The sequence below is a fragment of the Maricaulis sp. W15 genome (genome assembly GCF_001924955.1).
Lineage (GTDB): Bacteria > Pseudomonadota > Alphaproteobacteria > Caulobacterales > Maricaulaceae > Maricaulis > Maricaulis maris.
In genome coordinates this window covers 17,248-41,880 of the sequence record NZ_LQXG01000002.1, presented here as the reverse complement: position 1 = coordinate 41,880, position 24,633 = coordinate 17,248, and the positions used below count along the sequence as shown (strand labels likewise).

The 24,633-nt window shown below is 64.4% G+C and carries 23 protein-coding genes; 8 read left to right on the top strand and 15 right to left on the bottom strand.

Annotated features, from left to right (window positions below):
- Nucleotides 1-158 precede the first annotated feature (158 nt).
- Together AWH62_RS03055 and AWH62_RS03050 are read left to right on the top strand one after the other, a co-directional pair.
- Nucleotides 159-3,803 (top strand): ankyrin repeat domain-containing protein, encoded by a 3,645-nt coding sequence (locus tag AWH62_RS03055; protein WP_075189012.1) that lies wholly within the window; start codon nucleotides 159-161, stop codon nucleotides 3,801-3,803.
- Nucleotides 3,804-3,890: 87 nt separating this feature from the next.
- A complete protein-coding gene (locus AWH62_RS03050) occupies nucleotides 3,891-4,397 on the top strand; it encodes a response regulator (protein WP_075189011.1) in 507 nt (168 codons plus the stop codon).
- A 48-nt stretch (nucleotides 4,398-4,445) separates the two neighbouring features.
- On the opposite strand, the gene AWH62_RS03045 is transcribed toward AWH62_RS03050, so the two are convergent.
- The 7 genes from AWH62_RS03045 to AWH62_RS03020 all read right to left on the bottom strand — a co-directional run bounded on the left by AWH62_RS03045 (nucleotide 4,446) and on the right by AWH62_RS03020 (nucleotide 10,278).
- Nucleotides 4,446-4,922 carry a hypothetical protein gene (locus AWH62_RS03045; RefSeq protein ID WP_075189010.1) on the bottom strand — a complete coding sequence of 159 codons (477 nt, stop codon included), beginning with the start codon at nucleotides 4,920-4,922 and terminating at the stop codon, nucleotides 4,446-4,448.
- Nucleotides 4,923-5,116: 194 nt separating this feature from the next.
- Entirely contained in the window at nucleotides 5,117-5,461 is a 345-nt protein-coding gene (locus AWH62_RS03040) for a hypothetical protein (protein ID WP_075189009.1), read from the bottom strand.
- Nucleotides 5,462-5,521: 60 nt separating this feature from the next.
- Nucleotides 5,522-6,553 carry a low specificity L-threonine aldolase gene (locus AWH62_RS03035; protein ID WP_233128246.1) on the bottom strand — a complete coding sequence of 344 codons (1,032 nt, stop codon included), beginning with the start codon at nucleotides 6,551-6,553 and terminating at the stop codon, nucleotides 5,522-5,524.
- A 16-nt stretch (nucleotides 6,554-6,569) separates the two neighbouring features.
- Entirely contained in the window at nucleotides 6,570-7,364 is a 795-nt protein-coding gene (locus AWH62_RS17065; protein ID WP_198928857.1) for a hypothetical protein, read from the bottom strand.
- 98 nt (nucleotides 7,365-7,462) lie between these two features.
- Complete coding sequence (locus tag AWH62_RS03025) at nucleotides 7,463-8,038, bottom strand: class GN sortase (RefSeq protein ID WP_143742895.1); 576 nt, start codon at nucleotides 8,036-8,038, stop codon at nucleotides 7,463-7,465.
- Nucleotides 8,035-8,403, bottom strand: a complete 369-nt coding sequence (locus AWH62_RS16610) for a hypothetical protein (RefSeq protein ID WP_083634960.1) — start codon at nucleotides 8,401-8,403, stop codon at nucleotides 8,035-8,037. Before AWH62_RS16610 ends, AWH62_RS03025 begins: the two co-directional genes overlap by 4 nt.
- 129 nt (nucleotides 8,404-8,532) lie before the next feature.
- A complete protein-coding gene (locus AWH62_RS03020) occupies nucleotides 8,533-10,278 on the bottom strand; it encodes a marine proteobacterial sortase target protein (protein WP_083634959.1) in 1,746 nt (581 codons plus the stop codon).
- A gap of 292 nt (nucleotides 10,279-10,570) precedes the next feature.
- Between AWH62_RS03020 and AWH62_RS03015 the strand changes: the two genes are divergently transcribed.
- Both AWH62_RS03015 and AWH62_RS03010 read left to right on the top strand, forming a co-directional pair.
- Nucleotides 10,571-11,776 carry a pyridoxal phosphate-dependent aminotransferase gene (locus tag AWH62_RS03015; RefSeq protein ID WP_075189110.1) on the top strand — a complete coding sequence of 402 codons (1,206 nt, stop codon included), beginning with the start codon at nucleotides 10,571-10,573 and terminating at the stop codon, nucleotides 11,774-11,776.
- A 118-nt stretch (nucleotides 11,777-11,894) separates the two neighbouring features.
- The gene (locus AWH62_RS03010; RefSeq protein WP_075189006.1) at nucleotides 11,895-12,362 is read left to right on the top strand and encodes a Dps family protein; all 468 of its coding nucleotides are present in this window, start codon (nucleotides 11,895-11,897) and stop codon (nucleotides 12,360-12,362) included.
- 432 nt (nucleotides 12,363-12,794) lie between these two features.
- Here AWH62_RS03010 and AWH62_RS03005 read toward each other — a convergent pair whose 3' ends face one another.
- The 7 genes from AWH62_RS03005 to AWH62_RS02975 form a co-directional block, all read right to left on the bottom strand.
- Complete coding sequence (locus AWH62_RS03005; RefSeq protein ID WP_075189005.1) at nucleotides 12,795-13,688, bottom strand: LysR family transcriptional regulator; 894 nt, start codon at nucleotides 13,686-13,688, stop codon at nucleotides 12,795-12,797.
- 67 nt (nucleotides 13,689-13,755) lie between these two features.
- Nucleotides 13,756-14,772: a DUF547 domain-containing protein gene (locus AWH62_RS03000; RefSeq protein WP_158025545.1), complete on the bottom strand. Its 1,017-nt coding sequence runs from the start codon at nucleotides 14,770-14,772 to the stop codon at nucleotides 13,756-13,758.
- Between the two features lie 294 nt (nucleotides 14,773-15,066).
- A complete protein-coding gene (locus AWH62_RS02995; protein ID WP_075189003.1) occupies nucleotides 15,067-16,059 on the bottom strand; it encodes an aldo/keto reductase in 993 nt (330 codons plus the stop codon).
- Nucleotides 16,060-16,210: 151 nt separating this feature from the next.
- Entirely contained in the window at nucleotides 16,211-16,777 is a 567-nt protein-coding gene (locus AWH62_RS02990; RefSeq protein ID WP_075189002.1) for a TetR/AcrR family transcriptional regulator, read from the bottom strand.
- Nucleotides 16,778-16,830: 53 nt separating this feature from the next.
- A complete protein-coding gene (trxB, locus tag AWH62_RS02985) occupies nucleotides 16,831-17,775 on the bottom strand; it encodes a thioredoxin-disulfide reductase (protein ID WP_075189001.1) in 945 nt (314 codons plus the stop codon).
- 145 nt (nucleotides 17,776-17,920) lie between these two features.
- Nucleotides 17,921-18,364 carry a beta-lactamase hydrolase domain-containing protein gene (locus tag AWH62_RS02980; protein WP_158025544.1) on the bottom strand — a complete coding sequence of 148 codons (444 nt, stop codon included), beginning with the start codon at nucleotides 18,362-18,364 and terminating at the stop codon, nucleotides 17,921-17,923.
- A gap of 30 nt (nucleotides 18,365-18,394) precedes the next feature.
- Nucleotides 18,395-19,351: a mitochondrial fission ELM1 family protein gene (locus tag AWH62_RS02975; protein ID WP_075188999.1), complete on the bottom strand. Its 957-nt coding sequence runs from the start codon at nucleotides 19,349-19,351 to the stop codon at nucleotides 18,395-18,397.
- 128 nt (nucleotides 19,352-19,479) lie between these two features.
- On the opposite strand from AWH62_RS02975, the gene AWH62_RS02970 reads away from it, so the two are divergent.
- From AWH62_RS02970 to AWH62_RS02955, 4 genes are all read left to right on the top strand, one after another.
- Nucleotides 19,480-19,905 (top strand): BlaI/MecI/CopY family transcriptional regulator, encoded by a 426-nt coding sequence (locus AWH62_RS02970; RefSeq protein WP_075189109.1) that lies wholly within the window; start codon nucleotides 19,480-19,482, stop codon nucleotides 19,903-19,905.
- A complete protein-coding gene (locus AWH62_RS02965; protein WP_075188998.1) occupies nucleotides 19,905-21,842 on the top strand; it encodes a M23/M56 family metallopeptidase in 1,938 nt (645 codons plus the stop codon). The genes AWH62_RS02970 and AWH62_RS02965 overlap by 1 nt, the downstream gene beginning before the upstream one ends.
- A gap of 69 nt (nucleotides 21,843-21,911) precedes the next feature.
- Nucleotides 21,912-22,490, top strand: coding sequence for a murein hydrolase activator EnvC (locus tag AWH62_RS02960; protein WP_075188997.1), 579 nt, complete (start codon nucleotides 21,912-21,914; stop codon nucleotides 22,488-22,490).
- A 91-nt stretch (nucleotides 22,491-22,581) separates the two neighbouring features.
- Nucleotides 22,582-23,751 carry a trans-acting enoyl reductase family protein gene (locus AWH62_RS02955; protein WP_075189108.1) on the top strand — a complete coding sequence of 390 codons (1,170 nt, stop codon included), beginning with the start codon at nucleotides 22,582-22,584 and terminating at the stop codon, nucleotides 23,749-23,751.
- A gap of 366 nt (nucleotides 23,752-24,117) precedes the next feature.
- Here the strand turns inward: AWH62_RS02955 and greA are convergent, their stop codons facing one another.
- Nucleotides 24,118-24,591 (bottom strand): transcription elongation factor GreA, encoded by a 474-nt coding sequence (gene greA, locus AWH62_RS02950; RefSeq protein WP_075188996.1) that lies wholly within the window; start codon nucleotides 24,589-24,591, stop codon nucleotides 24,118-24,120.
- Between the last annotated feature and the right edge of the window lie 42 nt (nucleotides 24,592-24,633).

Here is a 24,633-nt window from a genome sequence, read left to right as displayed (position 1 = left end):
GGGGAGAGGCTAGCACAGAAAGGGCGGCGTGTGACCGGGGTGGCCGGGCGTTTTGCGGAATTCACCTCCCGCCGCGCGCGACTCCGGCCTTGCACCGCGCGCGCATCGCCGTAAGACTCAAGCCTGTCAGTCGCTTGGTCTGCAATCGGGGGGTGCGGATGACGCTCTCGCTGGGACAACTCAGCAATCAGGTCTTCAATGCCTGCGCCGATTTCGGGTCCGGCGAGATGCCGACGCTCGGCCTGTTCGCGGCGGCCGCTGTTGTGGATGGCGGGACGAGCCTGGGTGGCTATCTGGCGGTCAAGGCGGGGCAGAGCCTGCTGTCGGACGCCGAGCGCCAGCGCGGCCTGACCCTGGGCAGTAACCACACGCTATTGAGCCTGGTCTATCGGGCGAAATGGTCGGCGGTGCGCGAGATTGCCCGCGAGCTGGATGCTGATGGAACGGCGAAATTCTCGCAGAATCCGACCCTCAAGGAGATCTACGGCACCGCCGCTTACGCGCTCAAACATCCGCCTGGACCGAAGGCCGATCCGCGCGATGAAGCATTGATCGGCCAGACAGGGTTCTGGTCGCGCGTCGGACAGCGCCTGACCGGAAAGCGCGGCGTAACCCGGTTTGACGACAGCGAGCTCGAAGGCTTCCACGACAGCGATCGCGAACTTCTCCGCCAGGCGTCAAAGGTCCTGTCTCGCGAAACCGGCAATCGTCCCGACGCGGCGGCGATAGAGGGGTTTCGGGACGCCGCCGGCGCTGCCGCGGCGGAAGCTGTGCTGGAGGCGCTGCAAGCGCGGATGGTGCGGGTCTCGCTGACGCCGGAAGAGCTGCGGGGCGGCAAGGAGTTTCTCAAGCGTTTCCATGATCCCAAACGCGGCTGGGCGGCGACATTTCGTGGCCTGCTGAAGGGGGCGCTGGAAGACCCGAAGCAGGACGGCTCGGCCAAACGCTTCTTGTTGAGCTTCACGGCTGAAACGTTGGAACTGACCGCCTCGACCCATGCACTGGTGCAGGATCTCACCACACGCGTGGCGGCGATGCAGGCGCAGATCCAGGCACAGGGCGTGGTGCTCGATCAAGTTGATGACGGCGTTCAGCGACTCATCCGTCTGGCCGAACCGGATCTGTTTCTTACGCGTGATGGACGCGAGACAAACTTTTCGGCCAATGACGCCGATGTTGCCTATTTCCTCGACTTCGTTTTTACCGCCAGGAAATCAGAATTTACCGGTCGCGACGCAGAATTCAGGGCCTTGCTCGAATTCCTTGGTCCGCATGCAGAAGCCTGTCGCTGGTGGCAGATCGCGGGGGATGCCGGGCAGGGCAAGAGCCGGCTGGCGCTGGAGCTGATCGATCTCGCCCTGATCAACAATTGGCATGCCGGTTTTCTGTCCTGGGGCGAGCTGTCGAGCCGGGCGGCAGATTGGGAGACGATCCGGATTGATCGGCCAACCCTGATTGTCGTCGATTATGTGGCTGCGCCGGACAAGGGAGCGGCCTGCGCGAGACTGCTGGCCCAATTGATTCAGCGCGGCCAGGCAGGCGGACTGGACTGGCCGGTTCGTGTGCTCTTCGTCGAGCGTGCGCCTTTTCGGGGCGGTCACACGGCTGAAGGTGGCGGCAATGAAGCGCTCTGGTTTGCCCCATTCCGAAATAATATCGGCGTTTTCGACACGGCGGCCGTTTGTTTCAATACAGACACAGCGCTCTGGCTCGGGCCGCTCCATGATGACGCCTTGCTGTCGATCGGCCAGTCTTGGCTGGCTTCACACGAGCTGGAGGCGCTGAACGAGGCGGAGATCGAACGCTTCAAGCAACTGATCGACGCCAGGGAGGGCGGGGTTCTCAACCGCGCCAACCGGGCCCGGCGACCGCTTCTGGCCATGGTCTTTGCCGACCTGATCCGGCGCGGTGACGGGGCGGCGGAGATATCCTTGGCCGGTGCATTGAAGCTCGCCCTGCAATCCGAGCGCACCCGCTTTTGGGAAAAAAGTCAGAGCGTCGCGTTCAAACCAAGCGCTGCTGCCGTGCGCCTGGCTTGCCTCGTCAACATCGTCGGAACACTCGATCCGGCTCGACATGGCGATGTGATGGGCCGTCGCGACGAGGGTTATTACGGCACGTCAGGCGAAGGTTGGGAAAAGACCTTTCAACAGGCCTGGGTCCTTCTCGGTCGCAACATTACTGAGGGATTGGACGGCGAGTGGCCCGCGTTCACCGCCCGCGAACCCGACCTTTTCGCCGAGTATTTCCTTGATTGGAGCGCCAGCTTTTTCCCACCGGCCGAGCGACACGACACCGCCCGCCGCCTTGGCCCCATCATCGAAGACGCCTGGCGCATCAATCCGCGGGCCACACTGGAATTCCTCGTCCGCCTGTCCGAAGACGCGGACGATCTCGGCATGCGGGACGTTTTCAACGCCTTGGCCGCAATTCCGCTGCCGGAAGGGGCGGACTTTCCCAGCCTCGCAGAACTCCTGCCGGGGCATGGGGATGGGCCGGCTGAGAGGATGCTGTTCGCTTCATATGTCGGTCTGGCATCTTTGTGCCACGCGGTCCTTGCCGAGACCGGGCCCTCCCAATTGGACGCCTGTGTCAATCCGGCTGGATCCACGGTGTTTCCATTACTGTTTGCGGCCCAGAACGGGCATGGCGCGATTGTCGCGGCCTTGCTGGCGGAGGGCGCCGAGGCGAACCGGGTCCATGAGCAGAGCGGGAATTTGCCGCTGCTGATGGCGTCGCAGAACGGGCATGGCGCGATTGTCGCGGCCTTGCTGGCGGCGGGCGCCGAGGCGAACCGGGTCAATGAGCAAAGTGGGACTTTCCCGCTGCTGATGGCATCGCAGAACGGGCATGGCGCGATTGTCGAGGCCTTGCTGGCAGCCGGCGCCGAGGCGAACCGGGTCAATGAGCAAAGTGGGAGTTTCCCGCTGCTGATGGCATCGCAGGAGGGGCATGGCGCGATTGTCGCGGCCTTGCTGGCGGCGGGTGCCGAGGCGAACCGGGTCAATGAGCAGAGCGGGAATTTGCCGCTGCTGATGGCGTCGCAGAACGGGCATGGCGCGATTGTCGAGGCCTTGCTGGCGGCGGGCGCCGAGGCGAACCGGGTCAATGAGCAGAACGGGACTTTCCCGCTGCTGCAGGCGTCGCAGAACGGGCATGGCGCGATTGTCGAGGCCTTGCTGGCAGCGGGCGCCGAGGCGAACCAGACCGATGAACAAGATGGAGGTTTCCCGCTGCTGCTGGCATCGCAGAACGGGTATGGCGCGATCGTCGCGGCCTTGCTGGCGGCGGGCGCCGCGGCGAACCGGGTCAATGAGCAGAACGGGACTTTCCCGCTGCTGCTGGCATCGCAGAACGGGCATGGCTCGATTGTCGAGGCCTTGCTGGCGGCGGGCGCCGAGGCGAACCGGGTCAATAAGCAGAGCGGGAATTTCCCGCTGCTGCAGGCGTCACAGAATGGGCATGGCGTGATTGTCGAGGCCTTGCTGGCGGCGGGCGCCGAGGCGTACCAGACCGATGAACAGGACGGAGGCTTCCCGCTGCTGCAGGCGGCGCAGAACGGGCATGCCGCGATTGTCGAGGTCTTGCTGGCGGCGGGCGCCGAGGCGAGCCGGGTCAATGAGCAGACCGGGAATTTCCCGCTGCTTGCCGCCGTTTACAGCCGGGACCTCGCCTGTGTCCGGCTTCTGGTCGAGGCTGGCGCGGATCGCGCCATGCGGCATCCTGCCCTCGGCACCGCTTTGGACTACGCCCGCCAGATCGAGGCCGCCGACATCATCGCTTACCTCGAAAGCCTAGACTGAACCGGCCCGACCCGGTCAAGACTTGGTTAAGGCGGGCGGTGCACAATTGGCGGGTTCATTGATTCCCTTTCGCCACTGCGAGATTTCATGTCCGGCAGCTTCGACCGCATTCGTGTCCTGATCGTTGAGGACAATGCGCACATGTCGACCATCCTGCGTACGATCCTGCAGGGGTTTGGCGTGCGGACGATCGTGGAAGTGCGCGATGCGGCGGACGCGTTCGAGACCATGCGGGATGTCAATCCGGATTTCGCCCTGGTCGACTACATGTTGGGCGATCTGAACGGGCTGGAATTTACCCGGCTGGTGCGCACGGCGTCGGACAGTGCCAATAAATACCTGCCCATCGTCATGGTCACCGGTCACACCGACCGCTCCAAGGTGATCGAGGCGATCAATGCCGGGGTGAATGAGTATCTGGCCAAGCCGGTGCGTCCGGTCGACCTGTTTCATCGCATCTCGGCGCTGATCGAGCGGCCGCGCCGCTTCATCAAGGCACCGACCTATTTCGGCCCCGATCGCCGGCGTCGCCAGGACCCGCGCTATGCCGGCCCGTGGCGCCGCGATGGTGATGAGGAAAAGTCGGCGAGCTAAACCCAGGACGGCGCCGACCATGCCCCGCCGCCTTGTTCGGCGAATGGTTTAGCGACCCTCTACCGCGACCCTGCAGGTCGTGGAAAAGCGCGTCGAATCGATCAGCTCAGCCTCTACAGGGAGTGGATCAAGATTCTGGCCGCTGACTGTGCACGAGGGGGCACCGGACGGGTCCCACACGAAATCGATCCTGAGCGCGGCACCCTCAGAAACCGAGAAATTCAAATTACCGAACATGGCGGCGTTCGTGTCTGTGGTACTGGCCGTGTAAGACAGGGGTTCGCCCATCTGGGAGGCAAACCGCATGGGGGGCTGCTCCCACTCACCGTTTCTCAGGTCGAAATCGTCCAGACTCAGCGCGGCGAACGGTCTGAGGTCGGCCTCAATCGTGAGGCTGCGCGCAGACTCATCTTGCAAGAGTTTGGAGCCGACAGGTTTCAGCGCGTTGAGCACAGCTGCCGGCGTGTCGGCCGCGGCGAACATGGCCGATGACAGGGCGGCTGCAAGGGCGATCATCGGTAGCATGGATGTCTCTCTCCGGTTGCTGGCCGGAAGGTTGGCACGCCAGGCGCTAAGATTTCTTGAACTGGCGTCGTTCGGCGCCCGGCCCGGCGGGCACCGGTGCGCAGACGGTAGTCGCGATACGGGCCCACGCCCGTCCTGGCGGGACGGGGGTCTCGAACTGTCAGCCATGGCGCCCGAGCGCGGGTGTCTCCATGTCAGGCCCACTCCAGCGACTCCTGCGTGACCGGATACCGCCGGTAAAGCGAAAACACGATCACCGCCTCCTCGGCGCCGACCGCCTTGCGCTTGCGGATAATGGTCGCGAAGTCGGCATTATTGATCAGCAGGTCCGGCCCGACCCCGGTCAATTCCTCACGCAGGATGAGGGCGGTGTCGCAACTCAGCGGGGCGCCGCAACCGGAGCGGCAGGCGATGGCATCGGCTTCGGTCAGCAGGCCCTGCATGCGACGGGCAGCGAGCCTGTCGGCGATCAGGGCGCGGCCCCAGGCGTCAAAGCGGACCGCATCGAGATGAAACAAGACTCCCCACTCGGTCGACATGCGGACCTCCCGACTGCACGCAGAAAGTGTACTTGTTTTGTTCTGCCACCGCAAGGGGTGTCAGAGCGCGCCGAGTGCCGATGCGATCTCCGCCTCGGTGGTGCACCAGCTGGTCACGAAACGGGCCGAGCCGTCTGGCCATTGGTAGAATTGCGCACCGGCGCTGCGTAGGCGTGCGGCGAGGGCGTCGTCGAGGCGGACGAAGATCTCGTTGCCATCGACCGGATGCAGAACCTCGGCGCCGTCGATGTTGCGAAAGCCTGCCGCCAGTGCCCGGGCCCGGTCATTCGCCGTGCGGGCGAGGTCCAGCCAGAGATCATCAGCCAGCCAGGCGTCGAACTGGGCCGCCATGAAGCGCATTTTCGGGGCCATATGCCCGGCCCGCTTCTGGCGTGCCTGCAACTCCTCGAACCGGTCCATGACGGAGGGGAAGAGGATGACCGCCTCGGCTCCGAGGGCACCATTCTTGGTGGCGCCGAAACACAGCGCATCAATGCCGGCCTTCCAGGTCAGTTCGGCCGGTGTACAGCCAAGCGTGACCAGGGCATTGGCGAAGCGGGCCCCGTCCATATGCACGAAAGCCGGTCGATCCTGCAGGCGACCGGCCCGTTCGTCGATTTCGGCCGGCGAATAGGCGGTGCCGCTCTCGGACAGATTGGAGAGGGACAGGACCCGCACCGGGCTGGTGTGGACAAATCCCTCGGGAATTTCGGCCAGGGCGCGGTCGAGTTCCGCAAGGTCGATCTTCGCGTGTGCGCCCTTCAGCGGGATCAGCTTGCCGCCGCCGGTGAAGAATTCCGGGGCGCCCCGCTCATCGCGGTGAATATGAGCCTCGTCATGGCACAGGATGGCGCCATGCGACGGGCAGAGGACGGACAGGGCAAGCGCGTTGGACGCGGTGCCCGAAACCGCGAAGAGGAGTTTCAGGTCGGTCTCGAAAACCGCCTTCAGCCGTGCCTCGACCTGGGCGGTCAGGGGGTCGGCACCATAGGAGGGCGCGAAATCCCGGTTGGCCGCCGCGATGGCGTCGATCAGGGCGGGATGGGCGGGAGCGGTAGTGTCGGACAGGAAATTCATGTCCGCAATGGACAAGTCCGGCGCCGCTGCGTCAATCGCCGAAGGCGGGATCGGGGATCAGTGGCGGCAGGCTGTCGCGCATCTGGTCGGCGGAGGAGGTTGGCCGGCCGCTGGCATCGGCAAGGGTTGCCTGCCCGCCGAGATCCCGGCCGGGATAGGCGTTGCGCTCGAACAGGGCGCGGATCTGGTCAGCGGTGATCTGGGTAAAGGCGGCCTCGGCCTTGGCGATGTTTTCCTCGCTGGCAAATTGCAGCATCGGCAGGCCTTCACTGCCGTCCGACGGTGTGCAGGCCAGCGCCCGGCGATTGGCATCCGAGGTCGACAGGCAGAAGACCGAGCGCACCGCGTATTGTGTGCTCCCGGAGCCGTTGGGAAAGGGCACGGCGGCGCGGTTATCATTGAACGGATTGGTGTCGCTGAGGATATGCGGCGCCTCAACGGCGTCGCCGGGTTGGGTGGGGTCTGCCATCGCGGTGTCAGCAGGTTCCGTGACGGGCTCGGCTTCGGGCGCCGGGGCCGGGGTCGGTTCGGGGATTGTTTCCGGCTCTGGTTCCGGTTCGGGCGCGGGGTCTGGCTCCGGCTCTGGCTCAGGCTCTGGCGCGTTTTCCGGCTCTGGTTCCGGCTCAATGACGGGTTCTGGCGCCGGAATAACGACCGGTTCGGGCAGTTGGACGAAGACGATGTCGAGCACATCATGCGCGACGGGGGGCGCATCCGGTCGCGGCAGGAAGAGAAGGCCGGCGATGATGAGGAGGTTGACGGCAAGCGCAGACGCGCCGGCGGTCAGACGGCGGCGCAAGGCTTCGGAAAGGGGCGATGAAAACACCACGCCCGGTTATCCTTTCGCTCGGCCCCCGCCGTCACGCATCCTGCTTAGACCAGCTGCGTGGCTGACGCCAGAGGGGCGGGCGGGAAAAGACCGGCTCAGATTGCGGTTTCTGCGTCGGCCCAGACAATATAGCGGTCCGGGCCGGGGGTCAGGCTGCCGAAAGGCCAGCAGGTGACCAGGGCCAGCCGGGCGGGACCGATCGCCGGTTCGATCCCCGAGCGGGCGGCATCGACAATTTCCATGCCGGTGACCCGGAAGCGCAGCGGCGCTGCGCCGGGTTGTTCGATCACGATCAGGTCACCGGTCGCGACGCGTTCCAGGAAGGCAAAGTGGGTATCGCGGTGGGCGGCGATCACGCTGACCCCCGGCGCGCCGGGGCGCGCCGAGGCGTCGAGCAGGGCCGGTCCGAAGGCGAGGCTTTCGCCGCCGCCGTCGGACAGGACAATGGCGTGTTCGCCGAGAAACGGGACGGAGAGCCGCGCCACGGGCCGAAAATCGGCCCAGGGCCATGGTGTGGACGCGGACTCCCCGTCGATTGCGCGGGTCCAGGACTGTGCGAGGAGGACCTGCGCAATATCGGCCTTAACCCCCATCCAGGCACCTTGCGCGAAAACGCAGAGACCGGCGGCCAACAGGCCAAGGGCGAAAAGGCGGGTTGGTTTGACGGTCACCACAAGCGCTCCTCGCGGCGGGTGACCAGCCAGATCAGGGCGAGGATCATCATCAACGCGCCGAGCCCCATCAGGATCTCGCGCGGTGTGGCTGTGGCCGGCAGGGCCAGTCCGCTGGAACGTTCGGCCTCGCCACCGGCAGCAGGGGCGGCGCGCACGTCCAGCCGCGACCGGTTCAGCAGCGCCTGGAGCTGATTTGCGGCTGGCCGCTGGGCGACGGCGCCGAAATCCCAGCCGTCCGGGATCATCGCCGGGACGTCTTGCGAGGCGAGCGGCGTGTCTTCCGGGCGGGCCGGGGTGACATCGACGGCGACCAGGCTGGTCAGGCGGGAGACAAGGCCAAAATCAAGCGCGGTCTGCAGCACGGCGGCGTCGATCTCGGTCTGGCTGGCGCCCTGGAAGCGGGCTTCCTCGAGGGCGCGGATCCGGTTGCGACCGAACAGGGCGGCGATGCCGCGGCCCTCGCGGGCATTGGCCAGCGACAGCGTCTCGCGCTACATCGCCCCGGCCAGCGCGCCTTCAATGACCATCACCCCGTCGCGGCGACCGAGGCGGGCGGTCAGGGTGACCGGTTCGCCATGATAGAGATCGGGCAGTGGGGCCGGCCAGATCTCGCTGAGCGCGTCCTGCGGGAAGAGCACGTCGAGATCGGTCATCACCGGGCGTTCCAGGGCGGTGAACAGGGCTTCCATGCGGGCTTCGACCTCGGAGACCTGTCCGATATGGGTGAAGGTGCCCCGCCCAAGCCGGGCGGCGCGGCTCATGAAGTAGGAATTGGGCGCCGAGCCGATGCCGACCGGAAACAGGCGCGAACGCCCCAGCCCGCTGTCGATCGCGGAGAAGAGCTGTGCCTCATTGCCGATCGCGCCATCGGTCAGGAAGACGACCTGGCGTACCTGCTCGTCGCTCTCGCTGCGCGTGTCGTGCAGGGCCGCGTTGAGGGCCGGCAACATCACGGTGCCGCCCTGGGCCTCGAGCCGGCGGGCGAAGGCGAGGGCGGTGTTGATGTTGGCTTCGTTGGCGGGCACAGCCTCGGGGAAGACCTGGTCCATCGTGTTGTCGAAGCGGATGACATTGAAGCGGTCTGTCGGCTCGAGGCGTTGCAGCGCCGTGATCAGGGCGGCCCGGGCCTGGCGCATCGAGGCGCCGCCCATCGAGCCGGAATTGTCGATCACGAAGATGGTTTCGCGGTCGCGGCGCGGGGTGGCATCGCTCATCTCGGCCGGAGGCAGGACCTGGGCGAGGAGATAGGTCTCGCCTTGCCATTCCTCGATGAAGAGGGCGGCGCTGGCAGCGTGCGGATCGGCGGCGCGCCAGGTCAGCACGAAATCGCGATTGGCCGGGATCGGGCCGGCGGCCAGCGTGATGTGTGCGGTCTCGTCGGGGCGGCGCTCGACCAGCGTGGCATGGTAGAGGCTGGCCACTTCGCCGAGGGCAAAGCCGGCATCGAGATCGGCGGTGATGGTGACCGGCAGGCGCAGTTGGTCGCCAGGTTCCGTGGACGGGTGCAGGATGGGCGGCGTGATGCGGGCGGCATCCGGCACGGCGGCGCTGCCGTCGGAGCCGGTCGAGGCCAGCAGGAAGTCGCTGTCTTGCGGGATATAGCGCGGTGTCAGGCCGAGTGGTTGGCGCAGCTCGTAGCGGCCCTCGTAAAAGCGCGCGACGCTCTGGTATTCCAGCTGCACGATGATGGTCTCGCCCGGTCCGATATTGGCGACCGAGGTGGTGAACATGTTGGGCCGTTCCTGCTCGACCAGGCTGGCGCGCTGGCCATTGCGGCGGGCCGCCTCATAGGTGCGGCGCGCGGCCTGGCGTTCCTGGATCTCGCCCTCGATGAAACGGTCGCCGACCTGCATGCGCAATCGGTCGACACCGCTGTCTTCGGGCAGCGGAAAGACATAGGTCGCCTCGACCCAGGCATCAGAGGGGTTCTCAAAGCGCTGGGTGATGGTGGCACGGATCACCGGTCCGGAAATGTCGAAGGCGATGTCAGTGGCCACCATCGGGGCGGGGATGTAGCGACCCGGCTCGATGGTTTTGATCAGGAGCGCGCCTTCATTGATCTCGGACAATCGCACCATGTGGGTTTCGTCGATTACGGTCGGCTCCGGCGTGTCGGCGAAGGATTCGGCTCTCGCGTCCGACCAGAGCAGCAGCGAAATCGCAAAGACGATGATGGCGAGTGTCAGTGCAAACCAGGCCTGTGACCCGGCGGATGTGTGTGTGCGTGCGGCCGCCATGCGAACCTCCCCGAAATGTGCCGGTCGCCCCGCGGTGCGAGGGTGAGTGCAGAGCGACCGGCTTCCCTGTCCGAGCTCACGCTGGTCCCCGATCAAGAGTGTGACAGGGCGTTAATACGGCGATTGCGGGGAAAATTGGGGCGATGTCGGGGCGGCTTCCCGGACCGGGCACTTCGCGAGCCATGCAAAATTGCCGCATCATTTCGGCGAACATGCATGGCTGGGGGATTGGCCTGCCGGGCGAGCGGGACTAGGGTTTTTGTCTCCAGCCGAGCTCTACCGGGACATGATCATGACATTCACGCCGTCCGCCGCGCTTCAGCGCGTCAAACCCTCTGCCACGCTTGCCGTTACCCAGAAGGCGCGCGAGCTCAAGGCCAAGGGGATTGACGTGATCTCGCTCGGCGCCGGCGAACCGGATTTCGACACGCCGGACCACATCAAGGATGCGGCCATCGACGCCATCCGTCGTGGTGAGACGAAATATACCAATGTCGACGGGATCGCCGAGCTCAAGGACGCGATCATCAAGAAATTCCGGCGGGATAACAGCCTCACTTACGAGGCCAACCAGATCCACGTCTCAACCGGTGGCAAGCCGGTGATCTATAATGCGCTGCTGGCCAGCCTGAATGTTGGCGATGAAGTCATCATCCCAGCGCCCTACTGGGTCAGCTATCCCGAGATGGTGAACCTGGTCGGCGGCACGCCGGTCGAGGTCAAGGCGGGGATCGAGAACCGCTTCAAGATCAGCCCGGACCAGTTGGCTGCCGCGATCACACCGAAGACGCGCTGGCTGATCCTCAACTCGCCGTCCAATCCGACCGGCATGGGTTATACCCGTGACGAGCTGGGCGCCCTGGCCGACGTGTTGCTGGCACACCCGCATGTCTGGGTGATGACCGACGACATGTATGAGCACATTGTCTATGACGGCTATGAGTTCGCGACCATCGCCGAGGTCGAGCCGAAACTCTATGACCGCACGCTGACGATGAATGGTGTCTCCAAGGCCTATTCCATGACCGGCTGGCGGATCGGCTATGCCGGCGGCCCGGCGGCGCTGATCAAGGAAATGGCGAAAGTCGCCTCGCAGACCACGTCCAACCCGTGTTCAATCTCGCAATGGGCTTCGGTCGCGGCGCTCAACGGCGAGCATGACTTCCTCACGGCCCGCAATGCCGCCTTCCTGCGCCGTCGCGACCTGATCCTTGAAGCCATCAATGGCGCCGAGGGCCTGGTCGCCCCGACACCGGAAGGCGCCTTTTATGTTTTCGCCGATTGTTCCGGCACGATCGGCAAGACAGCGCCGGACGGGACGGTCATCAAGACCGATACCGATTTTTGCGCGGCGCTTCTGGGCGCGGAAGCCGTGGCGGCGGTGCCGGGCGTGGCGTTCGGTCTCGAACCTTGTTTCCGGATTTCCTACGCCACGTCGGATGAGGTCCTGACGGAAGCGGGCAAACGTATTCAGAGATTTTGTGCATCGCTGCGTTAGTCATAGATCGTATCAATGTCAGGCCCAATAAATCCTGATTGGATTTATGACTGCCGATAGCCTACATCTGCCTGTGAGAGGCGGCGCTGCCGTCGCAAGACCGACCAAGGAGACTGACATGGGCATCAATATGGGCCTCACCGACGCACAACGCGAAGCGATGGCGAAAGCCGTGACGGCCGTGTTGGCGGACACCTATGCGCTCTACTTCAAGACGCATGTCTATCACTGGAATGTCACCGGTCCGCGTTTCCACGACCTGCACGCCCTGTTCGAGGCGCAGTACAATGAATTGTGGATGGCCACGGACGTCATCGCTGAACGCATACGGGCGCTCGATGTCGTCGCACCGCGCTCCTATGCCGAGATGACCGAAGCTGCGGCCATCAAGTCTGGCGGTGAGGCGACCGAGGCCAATGACATGTTGCGCGACCTGCTCAAGGGTCACGAGACCGTGGTCGCCACCATCCGCAAGGCGCTGGCCCTGGCCGGCGAGCATGGCGATGAAGCGACCGCTGACGTTTTGACGCCGCGCCTGACCGAACACGAAAAGTCGGCCTGGATGCTGCGTTCCACAATCGGCTGACCCATCCGGTCAGTTCGTTGACGAGAGCCCCGGTGCCCGGCACCGGGGCTTTTGTTTGTCTGCCATTGGCTGTGCATCGAACAAAAAAGCCCCGGCTCCTTGGAGCCGGGGCAGTCATTGTGATGCGGGCCGGGGAAGCCCGAAAGAAATGGCGCCGGGTCCTAAAGGGGAGGAGAGGGACCCGGCGCAAATTTGTGCGCCCAAATGGGGAGGAGGGGCGCACAAAACTCAGATGGGGAGATCCGAGGAGCGGCGTGATCGCCGCGTCGGGTGTGTATATGTGCGATTGTTGCCGGTAACAGAAGTGCTATCGCGTCATGCCAGCTATGCAAAAAATAGCGCAAGCCACATTGTTGCCATGCATCGTCGGGATGGCGGCGGGGCGATCGGGCAAGTCCCTGTTTTCCCGGAAATCATGCGGCAGAATTGTGGCTAGCTTTGCCAGCGACGCGCCTGCTCGATCAGGAAATCACGGAAAGCGACGATGCGTCGTGAGCCCCGGAGTTCGCTGGGATAGACGAAAAACACCTCGAAGTCCGGGCCGTCCAGGTCCGGCAGGACCCGCGTGAGCTTCTGGTTCTCACGAGCCACATAGTCCGGCAGGGCGGCAATCCCCATGCCCGCTTCGACGGCTTTCATCACGCCGTAGATCGTATTGACCTCGATCACCGCCGGGCGTGGTGCTGCCCCTTCTTCGCGGCCGGCCTTGGCAGCCCAGTCGAGGCCGGGAATCGGTGCGAGTTGCGGTGGGCCGTAATAGATAATCGCGTGGTCATCCAACTCGGCCGGCGTACGCGGCGCACCCTTGCGCTCGATATAGTTGTGGCTGGCATAGAGGTGCTGGCGGACCGACAGCAGCTTGCGCTGGACGAGATCGTTCTGGGTGGAGGGCCAGGGGCGGATGCCGACTTCGGCCTCCAGACCCGCCAGGTCCAGCTCATGGTCGTCCAGCATCAGGCGGATGCGGATATTGGGATATTCGTCGTGAAATTCCGACAGACGAGGTGCCAGCCAGATGGCGCCGAGCGCGGTTGGTGCCGTCACCTTCAACTCACCGGAGGGCTCGTCGCGGGCGTCGTGAACATGCGCCTCCGCGATCGCCACTTTCGAGGCGATCTCGTGCGCCGCGCCATAAAGCAGATTGCCCGGCTCGGTCGGGATCAGGCCGCGCGCATGACGGTGGAACAGGGTTACGCCGAGATCATCTTCCAGTGCCGCGATCTGCCGGCTGACGGCCGATTGCGACAGGCCGAGCATGTCGGCCGCCTTGGTCAGGGAGCCGGCCTGCGCAGCCGCGTGAAACGTTTTCAGCTTGTCCCAGTCCATGCCCGCTCACTCCCCGTATGGAATCGGTTTGGGCAGTCTATCCGGAAAGCCACAAATCGCGAGCCTGCTAGTCCGCGCCGTCGTTGGCGGGCTCGTCCGGTCTCGTGTCGTCCGGATCCGGCGAGGGCAGGTCGTTTGTGAAGACCTCGCCATAACGACCTTCGCCGATCAGCTCGATACGACGTTGCTCGACGGCATTCAGCAAGAGGCGCCCGTTTGTCGGCAGGACGCCGCAGGAGTTCGCGATCCCGCTGCCCTGTTCCGACCAGCCATAGGACAACATGGGCGATGCGCCGCCGCTCCCGCGGCAGCGGTAGGAACCGTTGATCAGGTCGGCAATCTGCCAGTCCGCCACATTGGTCTCCAGGGGACGGTCGCCCATCAACTGGCTGCTGGTTTCCGGGTTGGCGTAGGCAAGCAGGTGGCGGCGAAGGTCGCGGTCGAAATTGTCGAACAGGCCGCGGGCGTCGTCATAGACATGCGAAACCCGCAATTTGCGACGATGCACATCAACGCCCCGCAGCGCATTGACGAATTCGTCTGCGCTGGCATCCAGCTGCTCCCAGACCTGATCGCCCTCGAATGCGGCCCGCCGCAATTCCGGACTGCCGACAGACCCATTGAAAAAACCGTAGATGATCCGCGGATCATCCCATTGCTCAAAGACGATCCGAAGGCGGATATCATTGAGGCTGAGTGTCTGGCCCGCGACTGTGAGGAGCGGCCCCTCGAACAGGGACTGGTCGGATCCGGGTGCCCGCAGCCGGTTGATATTGCGGATCGGGTAGGCCGCGAGAATTTGCTCGACGACGGCGACGTTGTGAAGGTTGAACCAATAGGCGAGTTGCTCATCGCGATTGAGCGCTTCCAGGCCGCCGATCCGGTCCGGAAGGGTTTCAAGATCTTGCCGCAGCGTGGTGATGGCGTCGCGGTATTCGTCCGGCATCAAATGGTAGACAACCCGGTTGCCTTCATACCGATAGCGGCTGAGATTCCCGGTGCTGAGGCGGGTTCCGGTGGTGATCGGGCGCGACCGCTCCGGATTGCGGTCCATCGGCGGCACATTCAGGACAATGTCTCGCAAAACGAGCGTCCAGCCACTGTGGTCAATGTGAATGAGCGAGTCGGGATCGGACTGTGCGAACCGGGAAAAGTCCGTCGCTTGCCCGTCGCTTTGAGTTGCGAAAGAAGCCCCCCCGCCGGTCATTGCGAGAAGCAGGAAAATGGCAACTGACATGATACGCATCGACAACCCCGGGTTCGGTGCACGGGCGACACCCTTCGGGCCGCATTGGGCGCGTACCCTACCCGGCTGCCGCGAAGCGGCAAGAGGGACGTGCCTTAAATTACAGACACGTCCCATGGCAGCGATCCGGCGTCAGGCGTTGATATTGCTTGACCGGCTTTCCGGATAGCGCGCCCCTTTGACCCGGTCCGCCAGCGCGTTGAGACGGTCGCGCTCCGATGTCGTCAGGCCGATATCCGCCCCGGCCAGATTGGACTCAAGATTGGCCAGCTTGGTCGTGCCCGGAATGGTCAGCACGTTGTCGCCGCGCCCGAGCACCCAGGCCAGGGCGATCTGGGCCGGCTTGGCGTTGTGGGCGGCGGCCACCGCCTTGACCTCGTCAACCAGTTCCAGATTGGCCTTGAACGCCTCGGTTTCGAAGCGGGGCTGCGTCGCGGCGGACCGGAAGTCACCCTTCTGCGGTGTATGATCCGGTGTGTAGCTGCCGGTCAGCAGTCCGCGCCCGAGTGGCGAATAGGCGACCAGTGAGGCGCCGATCTCGTCGACCGCCTTGAGGGAGCCATCCTCGATATCGCGCGAGAAGATCGAGTATTCCGACTGCAAGGCGGCGATCGGATGGACCTTGTTGGCGCGTCGCAGCGTGTCGGCGGAGGCTTCGGACAGGCCCAGCGCGCGCACCTTGCCTTCGTCAACCAGCTTGGCCATGGCCCCGACCGTTTCCTCGATCGGCGTCTTCAGGTCGACGCGATGCAGGTAATAAAGGTCGACATGGTCAGTCTTCAGGAATTGCAGCGACTCCTCGATGGCGGCGCGCATATTCGCCTCCGAGCCGTCGACATCGAGGAAGGCGCCGGTCTGCCTGTCGCGCACCGGTCCGAATTTGGTGGCGATCACGACCTTGTCACGGCGGTCGTGGAAGGCTTCGCCGAGCAGGCGTTCATTGGCGCCCATGCCATAGAGCTGGGCGGTGTCGAAATGATTGACGCCGGCATCGATGGCGGCGTGCAGCAGGGCGACCCCGTCGCGGGTTTCCACGGCCGGGCCATAGAATTCCGACAGGCCCATACAGCCCAGCCCAATTGCGTTGACGAAAATGCCGCTGTGTCCGATTTCGCGTTTCAGCATGATGATCTCCCGATGCCGCCCGCATGTCGTGCGGCGTTTGATTGGCGGTAGACGCTCCCGGGCGCACGCTTGCAAAAGCTGCGTGTGAGCGCTCACTCACATATTGTGCGCGAGGTTGCCCGGTGCAAGGGCCGCTTGGTGATTTATACCGTCAGACGGCCCAGCTGTCCCATGCGGCCTCAATGGCGGCATCGATTTCTGTTGCTTGCCAGGTGTGGCCGGCCAAGGCCTGTTTCAGCATCGACATGAGGGGCGGGAAGAAAAAGGCGCGCAGCACGGATCCCGGCAGCGGTTTGATGAGGCCGGCCTCCTGGCCGTCGCGCATCAGATCGGCGACGTGCTGGTAAAACCCCTCATGGGCAACACCTTCGCTGCCCGATAGCGGACTTTCGGCGAAGCGCTGGCCATAGGTGAAGGCGGCCGGATCGGAGAGATAGGCGTGCCAGACGCCCATCCACAGCTGGCCGAAACGGTCGCGCGGCGAACCGCCGGGCACGGTCTTGGCCTGAACCGTCTCAAACACTTCCTGTTTGAGCTGCCGATAGATCGCCAGGAAGAGCGCATCCTTGCCGGGGAAATGGCGATAGAGCGTGCCTTCCGCCAATCCGGTTGCCCGGGCAATGGCCGCCGTCGTCGTGGCTGCGAACCCGTCGTTTGCGACGAGGTCGAGGGCGGCGCGCATGATGCGGGTCCGGGTCGTGCTCTGATCATCCAGCATGAAGCCCAGTCTCCCGCCGCGGCGCGCCGCAGTCCAGCGTGATCGGCGCCCGCCTATTCCTGGGCGGCGAGGAAGCGCTCGGCTTCCAGCGCGGCCATACAGCCCATGCCCGCCGCCGTGACGGCCTGACGGTAGACGTCGTCGGTCACATCGCCGGCGGCGAACACGCCGGGGATGGAGGTTTTCGGCGTTCCGGGCTCGACGACCAGATAGCCGCCTTCCTTGGTTTCCAGCTGGGCGGCGAAGAGCTCGGTTGCCGGCGCATGGCCGATGGCGACGAAGAAGCCGTGGGCCGGAATATCAGTCATCGCACCGGTCTTGAGATTCTTCACGCGGACAGCTGTCACGCCGGGCGGGTTGGTGTCGCCAAGGACTTCCTCGACGGCGCTGTCCCATACGACTTCGATCTTTTCGTGCTTGAACAGGCGGTCCTGCATCACCTTTTCGGCGCGCAGGCTGTCGCGGCGGTGCACGAGGGTGACCTTGGAGGCGAAATTGGTCAGGAAGAGAGCTTCCTCGACCGCGGTATTGCCGCCGCCGACGACAACAACTTCCTTGCCGCGATAGAAGAAACCGTCACAGGTCGCACAGGCCGAAACACCGAAGCCCTGGAATGTCTGCTCGCTCTCCAGCCCCAGCCATTTGGCTTGGGCGCCGGTGGCGATGATGACGCTGTCGGCGGTATAGGTCGTGCCGCTGTCGCCCTTGAGCACGAAGGGACGTGATTTGAGGTCGGCCTCGACAATGATGTCGGAGACCATGTCAGTGCCGACTTTCTCGGCCTGCTCTCGCATTTGCTCCATCAGCCAAGGGCCCTGAATGACATCGGCGAAGCCCGGGTAATTCTCGACATCGGTGGTGATGGTCAGCTGCCCGCCCGGCTGCAGGCCGGCGATCAGCGTCGGCTCGAGCATGGCGCGGGCGGCATAAATGGCAGCGGTGTAACCGGCAGCGCCGGAGCCGATGATGATCAGGCGCGAGTGACGCGTCTCGGACATGGTCGAACCTCAAAGTCATTCAGAACGGGGCGAATCCCCCCGATGATGGATTGAATGTCTATATAGGCAATCGTCCGCGCTTTGCCTGCCCGTCTTTGCAGCCCGGCCTTGCGTGGCGTATCGGCCGGGCGCGATCAACGGGTGGCTATTCACCGACCGGCGGCAACAAGGCGCGAACCATGCCGGGGTCGCGTCCGCCCGGCCATCCCATCGTGTCAAACGGGTCGGTCCCCGCTTTGCCGGTCGCGATCAGGTGGGCGGCGTAGAGATGGGCCGAGCGCGTGCCCGACCGGCAATGCATGACGACCGCCCCGTCGCTGTCGTCCAATATCCCGGCCAAGGCCAGCGTGAAGGCGGGATCGGCCCCGTATTGGCCGCCGATCGGCATTTCGACATAGCGCATTCCGAGCGCGGCCACGGCTGCGGCGAGGTCAAAAGGCAGGCTTGCGGTCTCTTCCGGGGTGCGCGAGTTGATGACGAGGCGCGCGCCGGCTTCGGCCCAGGCTTGCAAATCGGCTTCGCCGGGCTGGCTGGCCAGCCAGACATTGTCGTGGCGCGCCACAATGGCGGCTTCATCCTGCAGGGTCATGATCTCTCCCATCCAAGTCGGCGCTGCGGCCTACCCCGTCGCATCGGTCAGCCCGCCAGCGTGTTGACGGTAGCGCCGCAGGCATTCGCCAGCGACCCGTCCGGTTTCATCGAGCGGTGCATAGGTCCATTGCGCAAGCTCTCCGAGATAGGGACGGACGGCGCCATGGGCCTCCAGGTCGGCGTGCAGGCGGGCAAATTTGCCGGGCGTGCCGGTCAGCGGCAGGGCGTAGACCGGCCGGCCGGTCGTGCAGGCTTCGACCAGCATGTTGGTTGATTCCTCGGTCACGAAGATCCAGTCGGCCGCCGCCAGAAATGCGAAATAGGGATTGGGTCCGTCGCCGTCATGATACCAGGCTCCCGGCTTCGCCTCGAAATGCCTTCGAAAGCGCTCGCGCATTGGGTCCGGCGTTCGCCGTGACACCGTGATCATCAACGCGATGCCCTGGGCCAACAGATCGTCGAGCCGTGCCTCAAGATAATCGGCGCTGGTGTCATCGAGCTTGAAGCGCTTGGAATTGCCGCCGATCAGCACGGCGGCGCGTTTACCGGGCAGGGCATCGAGCTCGGTGGCAAAGCTTGCCTTGCCGGCCGCGAGCACATCATCGGTGACCCGGTTGGGTGAGCCGATCATGGTGATCACATTATCGCCGTGCAGACGATCATGTCGCGGCGCAATGATCACGTCGAAATCACCATGCCGACTGCGTGGATCCTGCACATAGATGAAGTAACTGTCGGGGAAGATCCGCTTGTGGCGACGTGCCAGCGGGATGGCGGCGCGCCCGCAACCGATCCAGATGTCCGGGTCGGACCGCGCCGGCAGGGTGACGAAGCCGTCCTTGCGCACCGTGACGCGGTCGATCGTGACCGGGCCGTCGATCTGCCGCGCCATGGCCTCGGCCAGGCCGAGCGCCTGGTTCTCGATGCCGCGACGACCGTCGGATACGACCCAGATCGTCGTGCTTTTACCTGTGAGGCGAGACATAGGGCCAGTTAGAAAGTGCGTGTTGTAACGCGTCAAGCATCGAGCTCGCTTGACAGCGCGTGCTACGAGTGTAACGTCATGCGACAGATGTAGCGCGAAACCGCGTGACCCAAATGCGAGACCAGCCGATGCCCGCGAACACAACCACCACTGCCCCCTCCCAGGCCGAGCTGGCCATTCTCAAGCATTTGTGGACCGCCGGCCCGCAGTCAGCCCGTGAGGTTCAAAGCCGTATCGAAGGCGTGACCGGGTGGTCTTACTCGACCACACGGACCCTGTTGGCGCGGATGACGGAAAAAGGATTGGTGGCACGAAAGGACGTGCACGGCCTGTCGGTGTTCGAGGCACGGGTTGAAAAAGTCACGCTGATGGGGCGCCTGATCCGCGACTTCGCGGCCAATGTCCTCGACATGGACGGTCCGCTTCCGGCGACCACCTTCGCCAATAGCCGGCTGTTCTCGGATGCCGAGGCGGAGGCGTTGACGCGATTGCTCGAGACTTCCGACGCATCGGCGAAGGACGAGGGGGATGAAACCGGCGGGGAGGGGCGCTGATGTCCGGCCTGTTTCAAGCCCTGCTGATCGGCGCGGCGCTGTCGCTGCTGTCGGGACTTCTCGCACTGGTGTTGGCCAGCTGGCAGACCCGCCGCGGCGCTGGCGGTTCCGGCCTGTGGCGCACGGCGCGCTGGGCCGCCCTGACGCCTCTGTTGCTGGCACCTATTATCTATTTCATCCCGGACACCGCCCGCGCGCCGATGCACGCGCCGCTGCCCGGAGGCGCGTTGCCGTCTGGCGATATGGCGGCCATGACACAGGCCGGGCTTGATCCGGTCTCCATCCTCGCCGCGGTCGACTGGCGTCTGGCGCTGGCCGGGACCTATCTTGCCGGTCTGCTGGCCGCCCTGGCAGGGGCGGCCCTGCGTCACGGTCGCCGCGCGCTGCTGCTCGCCGGCAGCCGCCCGGCGCCGGAGATCGCACAGGACTATCTGTCCATGCTGGCGGCACGGGTCGGCGTCGAGACGCCGGATTTCCGTCTGCGTGACGGGCTCCCGTCGCCGCTCCTGACCGGCTGGAATCCGGTCATCCTGGCTGCACCCGACCTGCTCGATGATAGCGCCGCCAGCCGCTACGCGCTGACCCATGAACTCGTCCACTACCGCCGCGGCGATGAGCAGGACCGCCTGCTGGGCGCGACCCTCATGGTGGCGCTCTGGTTCCATTGGCCGCTGCGCCGGATCGAGCGTGAGCTGCATGAGGCGCGCGAAATTGATTGTGACGCCGAAAGTCTGGAAGCGCTGGGGGGCGCTGAGCGCAAGCCCTATGCGGCGACGCTGATCACCATGATGCGAAGCCCGGCCCAGCTGGTGTCGGCCTTCGGACCCGATGACAGGAGACATCGAGAAATGCGTATCAAAGCCATTCTGTCGGGCCGTTCCGCCCGTCCATCCTCACGGCTGCTGGCGGTCATGCTGGCCGGCGTGTCCATCCTGCCGGTGGCCTGCGCCCAGGCCGCTTTGACCGAGCGGTCCCAGCTTGTGGTCGACCTCAACAATCCGGCCGAGAACCATGTTGTCCGCTTTCAAAGCGTACCGCACGCCGATGGCGAGGTTGATGAGAATCACGACCTGCATTTCGACGCGGATGTGCATGTCGAGCATGATTTCGAGATGGAACACACCGGCGATGGCGACATGGTCTTCCATTCCGAAGACGGCGGTGAACTCAGGTTTGAGCTGAGCGAGATGGATGCCAACGCAAATGTGATGTTCATAGAAGAAGGCGATGAAGGCGATGCCGTGATCTTCACTGCGCGGGATGGCGCGGCGAGCCGCTATGCCTTCATTGATGAGGCGGGCAATGTCACCCGCTTGGACTTGGCCCCCGGGTCGGTCTGGGAGAGCGAGGATGGGACGCGGCACGTCGTGGCGCCACCGGCCGAACCGGCGGATGTGGAACCCTCTGCCGAGCCTGCGCCAGTCGCTCCGGCCACCGAACCGGCTCCGGTGCTCGACCGGGTTGAACCCGCGGCGGCGCCTCGGCCTGACGGTCGCAAGCGCACTGTCGCAGCGGTTGAGGCCGTGGCCCCGGCCTTCACCCATACGGTCGCCGACGGTCGAATTTCCAGCCGTTTCGGACCTCGCCGCGCGCCGGCAGCTGACATTTCGTCGGATCATCATGGCACCGACATCGCAGCCGCCAGTGGCACGCCGATCCGGGCGCCGGGCGCTGGCACAATTGTCCACGCCGAGGCGGGGCTGAATGGCTGGCCGGCCTGGGGCAATACGGTGGTCATCGACCATGGTGCGGGTTGGGAAACCGTCTATGCCCACATGCAGGGATTTGATGTCGAGGTCGGCGATCATGTCGAAGCCGGCCAGCAGATCGGACGGGTGGGCTCGACCGGTCGCTCGACCGGACCACATGTCCATGTCGAACTGCGCCGGAATGGCGAGCGCATCGATCCGGCCAGCCGTCTGCCCGGCCTGCGCTGAACGGGTTCAGCTTTGGTTCAACAGTGTCGGGCTTTAATGTCGCCAGGTTGAATGGCAGGGCCGCGGGGCATGACGTCGGGACGCAATATAGCGATCATCACAGCGCTTCTCGCGCCGGTGGTGATCGCTGCTTGCGCCCAATCCCCCCGACAAGAACCGGTCACGCCGCTCGCGCCCGACCTGGCGGGAGCGCCGCCGGGCTCCGCCATTCCCGGTCATGACACTGCGCCGGACCCGGGCGCTGTCCTGTTTTCCTATCCGGTCGTCGAAGGCATTGTTTACTCCCGTTTCGGCGCTGTCCGCGGCGGCGGGCGGGTGCATTCCGGGACCGACATCTCGGCGCCGCGCGGGACGCCGGTTCGGGCTGCTGGCGCGGGGCGCGTGATCTATGCCGGATACGGATATCAAGGATCGGCAGCGTGGGGGCAGGTCGTCCTGATCGACCACGGTCGGGGATGGGCAACGCTGTACGCGCATCTGTCCGCCGTCGAGGCCTCTGTGGGACAGGAATTGACCGGCGGCGAGCAGATCGGCCGTGTCGGCCGTACCGGCAATGCAACCGGGCCACATCTGCATATCGAAGTGCGGGAGAACGGCACCCGTCATGACCCGGCTCGCTTGATACCTGGTATTGGCACCGGCTCCTGACTGGCTCTTCGACTTGCGGGTATGCCCCTGATCGTCCCATCATCCACGCCTCCATAAACACAAATCAGAAATTCAACGGTCGGGGATGAAAATGACAGAACGCGAATTCGATGTGGTCGTCTTTGGCGCGACAGGTTTTACGGGACGATTGGTCGCCGAATATCTTGCCGCCACGCATGGTGGGCTGACATGGGCGATGGCGGGCCGGTCGCAGGCCAAGTTGGCCGAGGTGCGCGATCTGATCGGCGCACCGGCGGACACACCGCTGATCGTGGCTGACAGTGCCGATGCGGCCTCACTGGCGGCGATGGCAGGCCGTACGCGCGCGGTCATCACCACGGTCGGACCCTATCAGCTGTATGGCGAGCCGCTGGTCGAGGCCTGCGTGAAAGCGGGCACGGATTATGTTGATCTGTGCGGTGAACCAGCCTGGATGCATGACATCATTCGCACGCACGATGCCGCCGCCCGCGCCAGCGGTGCCCGGATCGTCCTGTCCTGCGGCTTTGATTCCATTCCCTTCGATCTCGGCGTCTATCATCTGCAACAGGCCGCGATTGCCAAAACCGCTGCGCCGATCAGCCGGGTAAAAGGCCGTGTCCGCAAGATGAAGGGGACTTTCTCCGGCGGCACGGCGGCGAGCTTTGCCGAGACCATGGTGCGGGCCGGCAAGCAGCCGGAAATCATCGGTTGGCTGAAAGATCCGTTCTCGCTGGTGCCGGGCTTTGACGGCCCGAAACAGCCCAGCGGCTCGAAAGTCGTGTTCGAGGAGGATCTCGATTCCTGGGCTGCGCCCTTCGTGATGGCCTCGATCAATACCAAGAATGTCCACCGCTCCAACGCGCTCCTCGGTCATCGATATGGTGAGGACTTTGTCTATGACGAGATGTTCCTGACCGGGCCGGGCGAGCAGGGCGAAGGCTTTGCCAAAATGATCGCCAATGACAAGTCCATGTCGGAAAACCCGCCCAAGCCGGGCGATGGGCCGTCAAAGGAAGAGCGTGAGACCGGTTTCTACGACATCATGTTCACCGGCCTGACCAAGACCGGCGAGCGGATGACGGCCAGCGTCTCTGGCCAGAAAGACCCGGGCTATGGCTCGACCTCACGCATGATCGCCGAAGCCGGTCTGTGCCTGGCATTCGATGTCGATCGCGACACCACGCCGGGCGGTGTCTACACGACGGCCCCGGCGATGGGTGAGGTGTTGATTGAGCGCTTGCAGAAATATGCGGGTTTGAGCTTTGCGATCGAGGGGTAGGGGCACGCTGTCAAACGCGATGTTCACGGAATTCGGGGCCCGGCGCTGCGTCAAGCGAGGCCAAGCCCTGAGTCGCCACTCGAGCAACGCTCGAACCGGACCTTAAATCCCATGCCAGCCAGTGGGCCTCAGAGGGTCAGTCGGGTCAAGGGCCGCGCAGCGGCCGCTTCGCGGTTCCACCCTTGATCCGACTGACCCTCTGAGGCGGAATCCCGGCAAGAGAATTAGGGGTAAATCTGTCCGCCCGGGCGCCGACCGACGGCTTGTCCTGCTGGCGCGCCGGTCGCGGATGAGAACATCCCCCAACGCCAAACCGGCGCCCCATCGGAGCGCCGGCTTGGCATGTCATCGCATTGAAAGAGCCGACTATCCCCAGGCGACCGACATGATCTCATAGCTCTTGAGGCCGCCGGGCGCATTGACCTCAGCAACGTCGCCGACTTCCTTGTTGATCAGCGAGCGTGCAATCGGCGAGGAGATCGAGATCTTGCCGGATTTCACATCCGCCTCATCCTCACCGACGATCTGATAGGTCGATTCCTGTTCGGTGTCCTCGTCGAGCACGGTGACGGTCGCGCCGAACTTGACCGTGTCGCCGGACATTTTGGTGATGTCGATCACTTGCGCCCGAGCGAGCTTGTCCTCGAGTTCCTGCACCCGGCCCTCGATCCAGCCCTGGCGTTCCTTGGCTGCGTGATACTCAGCGTTTTCAGAGAGATCGCCATGCTCGCGCGCCTCCGAAATCGCCGCGATCACGGCCGGGCGTTCGATGGTTTTCAGACGTTTCAACTCTTCGTCGAGGGCGATTTGCCCGGCGACCGTCATCGGGATCTTGTTCATGCGACCACTTATCTTCGGGAAAGAGGAGACAGGCTAGCCTCC

What these genes read in the sequence shown, in the direction of transcription:
- AWH62_RS03005 (WP_075189005.1), bottom strand. Translation starts at nt 13,688, where the DNA reads ATGGACTGGGACAAGCTGAAAACGTTTCACGCGGCTGCGCAGGCCGGC.
- AWH62_RS03010 (WP_075189006.1), top strand. Translation starts at nt 11,895, where the DNA reads ATGGGCATCAATATGGGCCTCACCGACGCACAACGCGAAGCGATGGCG.
- AWH62_RS02975 (WP_075188999.1), bottom strand. Translation starts at nt 19,351, where the DNA reads ATGTCTCGCCTCACAGGTAAAAGCACGACGATCTGGGTCGTATCCGAC.
- AWH62_RS02960 (WP_075188997.1), top strand. Translation starts at nt 21,912, where the DNA reads ATGACGTCGGGACGCAATATAGCGATCATCACAGCGCTTCTCGCGCCG.
- AWH62_RS02980 (WP_158025544.1), bottom strand. Translation starts at nt 18,364, where the DNA reads ATGACCCTGCAGGATGAAGCCGCCATTGTGGCGCGCCACGACAATGTC.
- AWH62_RS03045 (WP_075189010.1), bottom strand. Translation starts at nt 4,922, where the DNA reads ATGCTACCGATGATCGCCCTTGCAGCCGCCCTGTCATCGGCCATGTTC.
- AWH62_RS03055 (WP_075189012.1), top strand. Translation starts at nt 159, where the DNA reads ATGACGCTCTCGCTGGGACAACTCAGCAATCAGGTCTTCAATGCCTGC.
- trxB (WP_075189001.1), bottom strand. Translation starts at nt 17,775, where the DNA reads ATGTCCGAGACGCGTCACTCGCGCCTGATCATCATCGGCTCCGGCGCT.
- AWH62_RS03020 (WP_083634959.1), bottom strand. Translation starts at nt 10,278, where the DNA reads ATGGCGGCCGCACGCACACACACATCCGCCGGGTCACAGGCCTGGTTT.
- AWH62_RS03040 (WP_075189009.1), bottom strand. Translation starts at nt 5,461, where the DNA reads ATGTCGACCGAGTGGGGAGTCTTGTTTCATCTCGATGCGGTCCGCTTT.
- AWH62_RS02965 (WP_075188998.1), top strand. Translation starts at nt 19,905, where the DNA reads ATGTCCGGCCTGTTTCAAGCCCTGCTGATCGGCGCGGCGCTGTCGCTG.
- AWH62_RS02970 (WP_075189109.1), top strand. Translation starts at nt 19,480, where the DNA reads ATGCCCGCGAACACAACCACCACTGCCCCCTCCCAGGCCGAGCTGGCC.
- AWH62_RS02990 (WP_075189002.1), bottom strand. Translation starts at nt 16,777, where the DNA reads ATGCTGGATGATCAGAGCACGACCCGGACCCGCATCATGCGCGCCGCC.
- AWH62_RS03050 (WP_075189011.1), top strand. Translation starts at nt 3,891, where the DNA reads ATGTCCGGCAGCTTCGACCGCATTCGTGTCCTGATCGTTGAGGACAAT.
- AWH62_RS02955 (WP_075189108.1), top strand. Translation starts at nt 22,582, where the DNA reads ATGACAGAACGCGAATTCGATGTGGTCGTCTTTGGCGCGACAGGTTTT.
- AWH62_RS02995 (WP_075189003.1), bottom strand. Translation starts at nt 16,059, where the DNA reads ATGCTGAAACGCGAAATCGGACACAGCGGCATTTTCGTCAACGCAATT.
- AWH62_RS03015 (WP_075189110.1), top strand. Translation starts at nt 10,571, where the DNA reads ATGACATTCACGCCGTCCGCCGCGCTTCAGCGCGTCAAACCCTCTGCC.
- greA (WP_075188996.1), bottom strand. Translation starts at nt 24,591, where the DNA reads ATGAACAAGATCCCGATGACGGTCGCCGGGCAAATCGCCCTCGACGAA.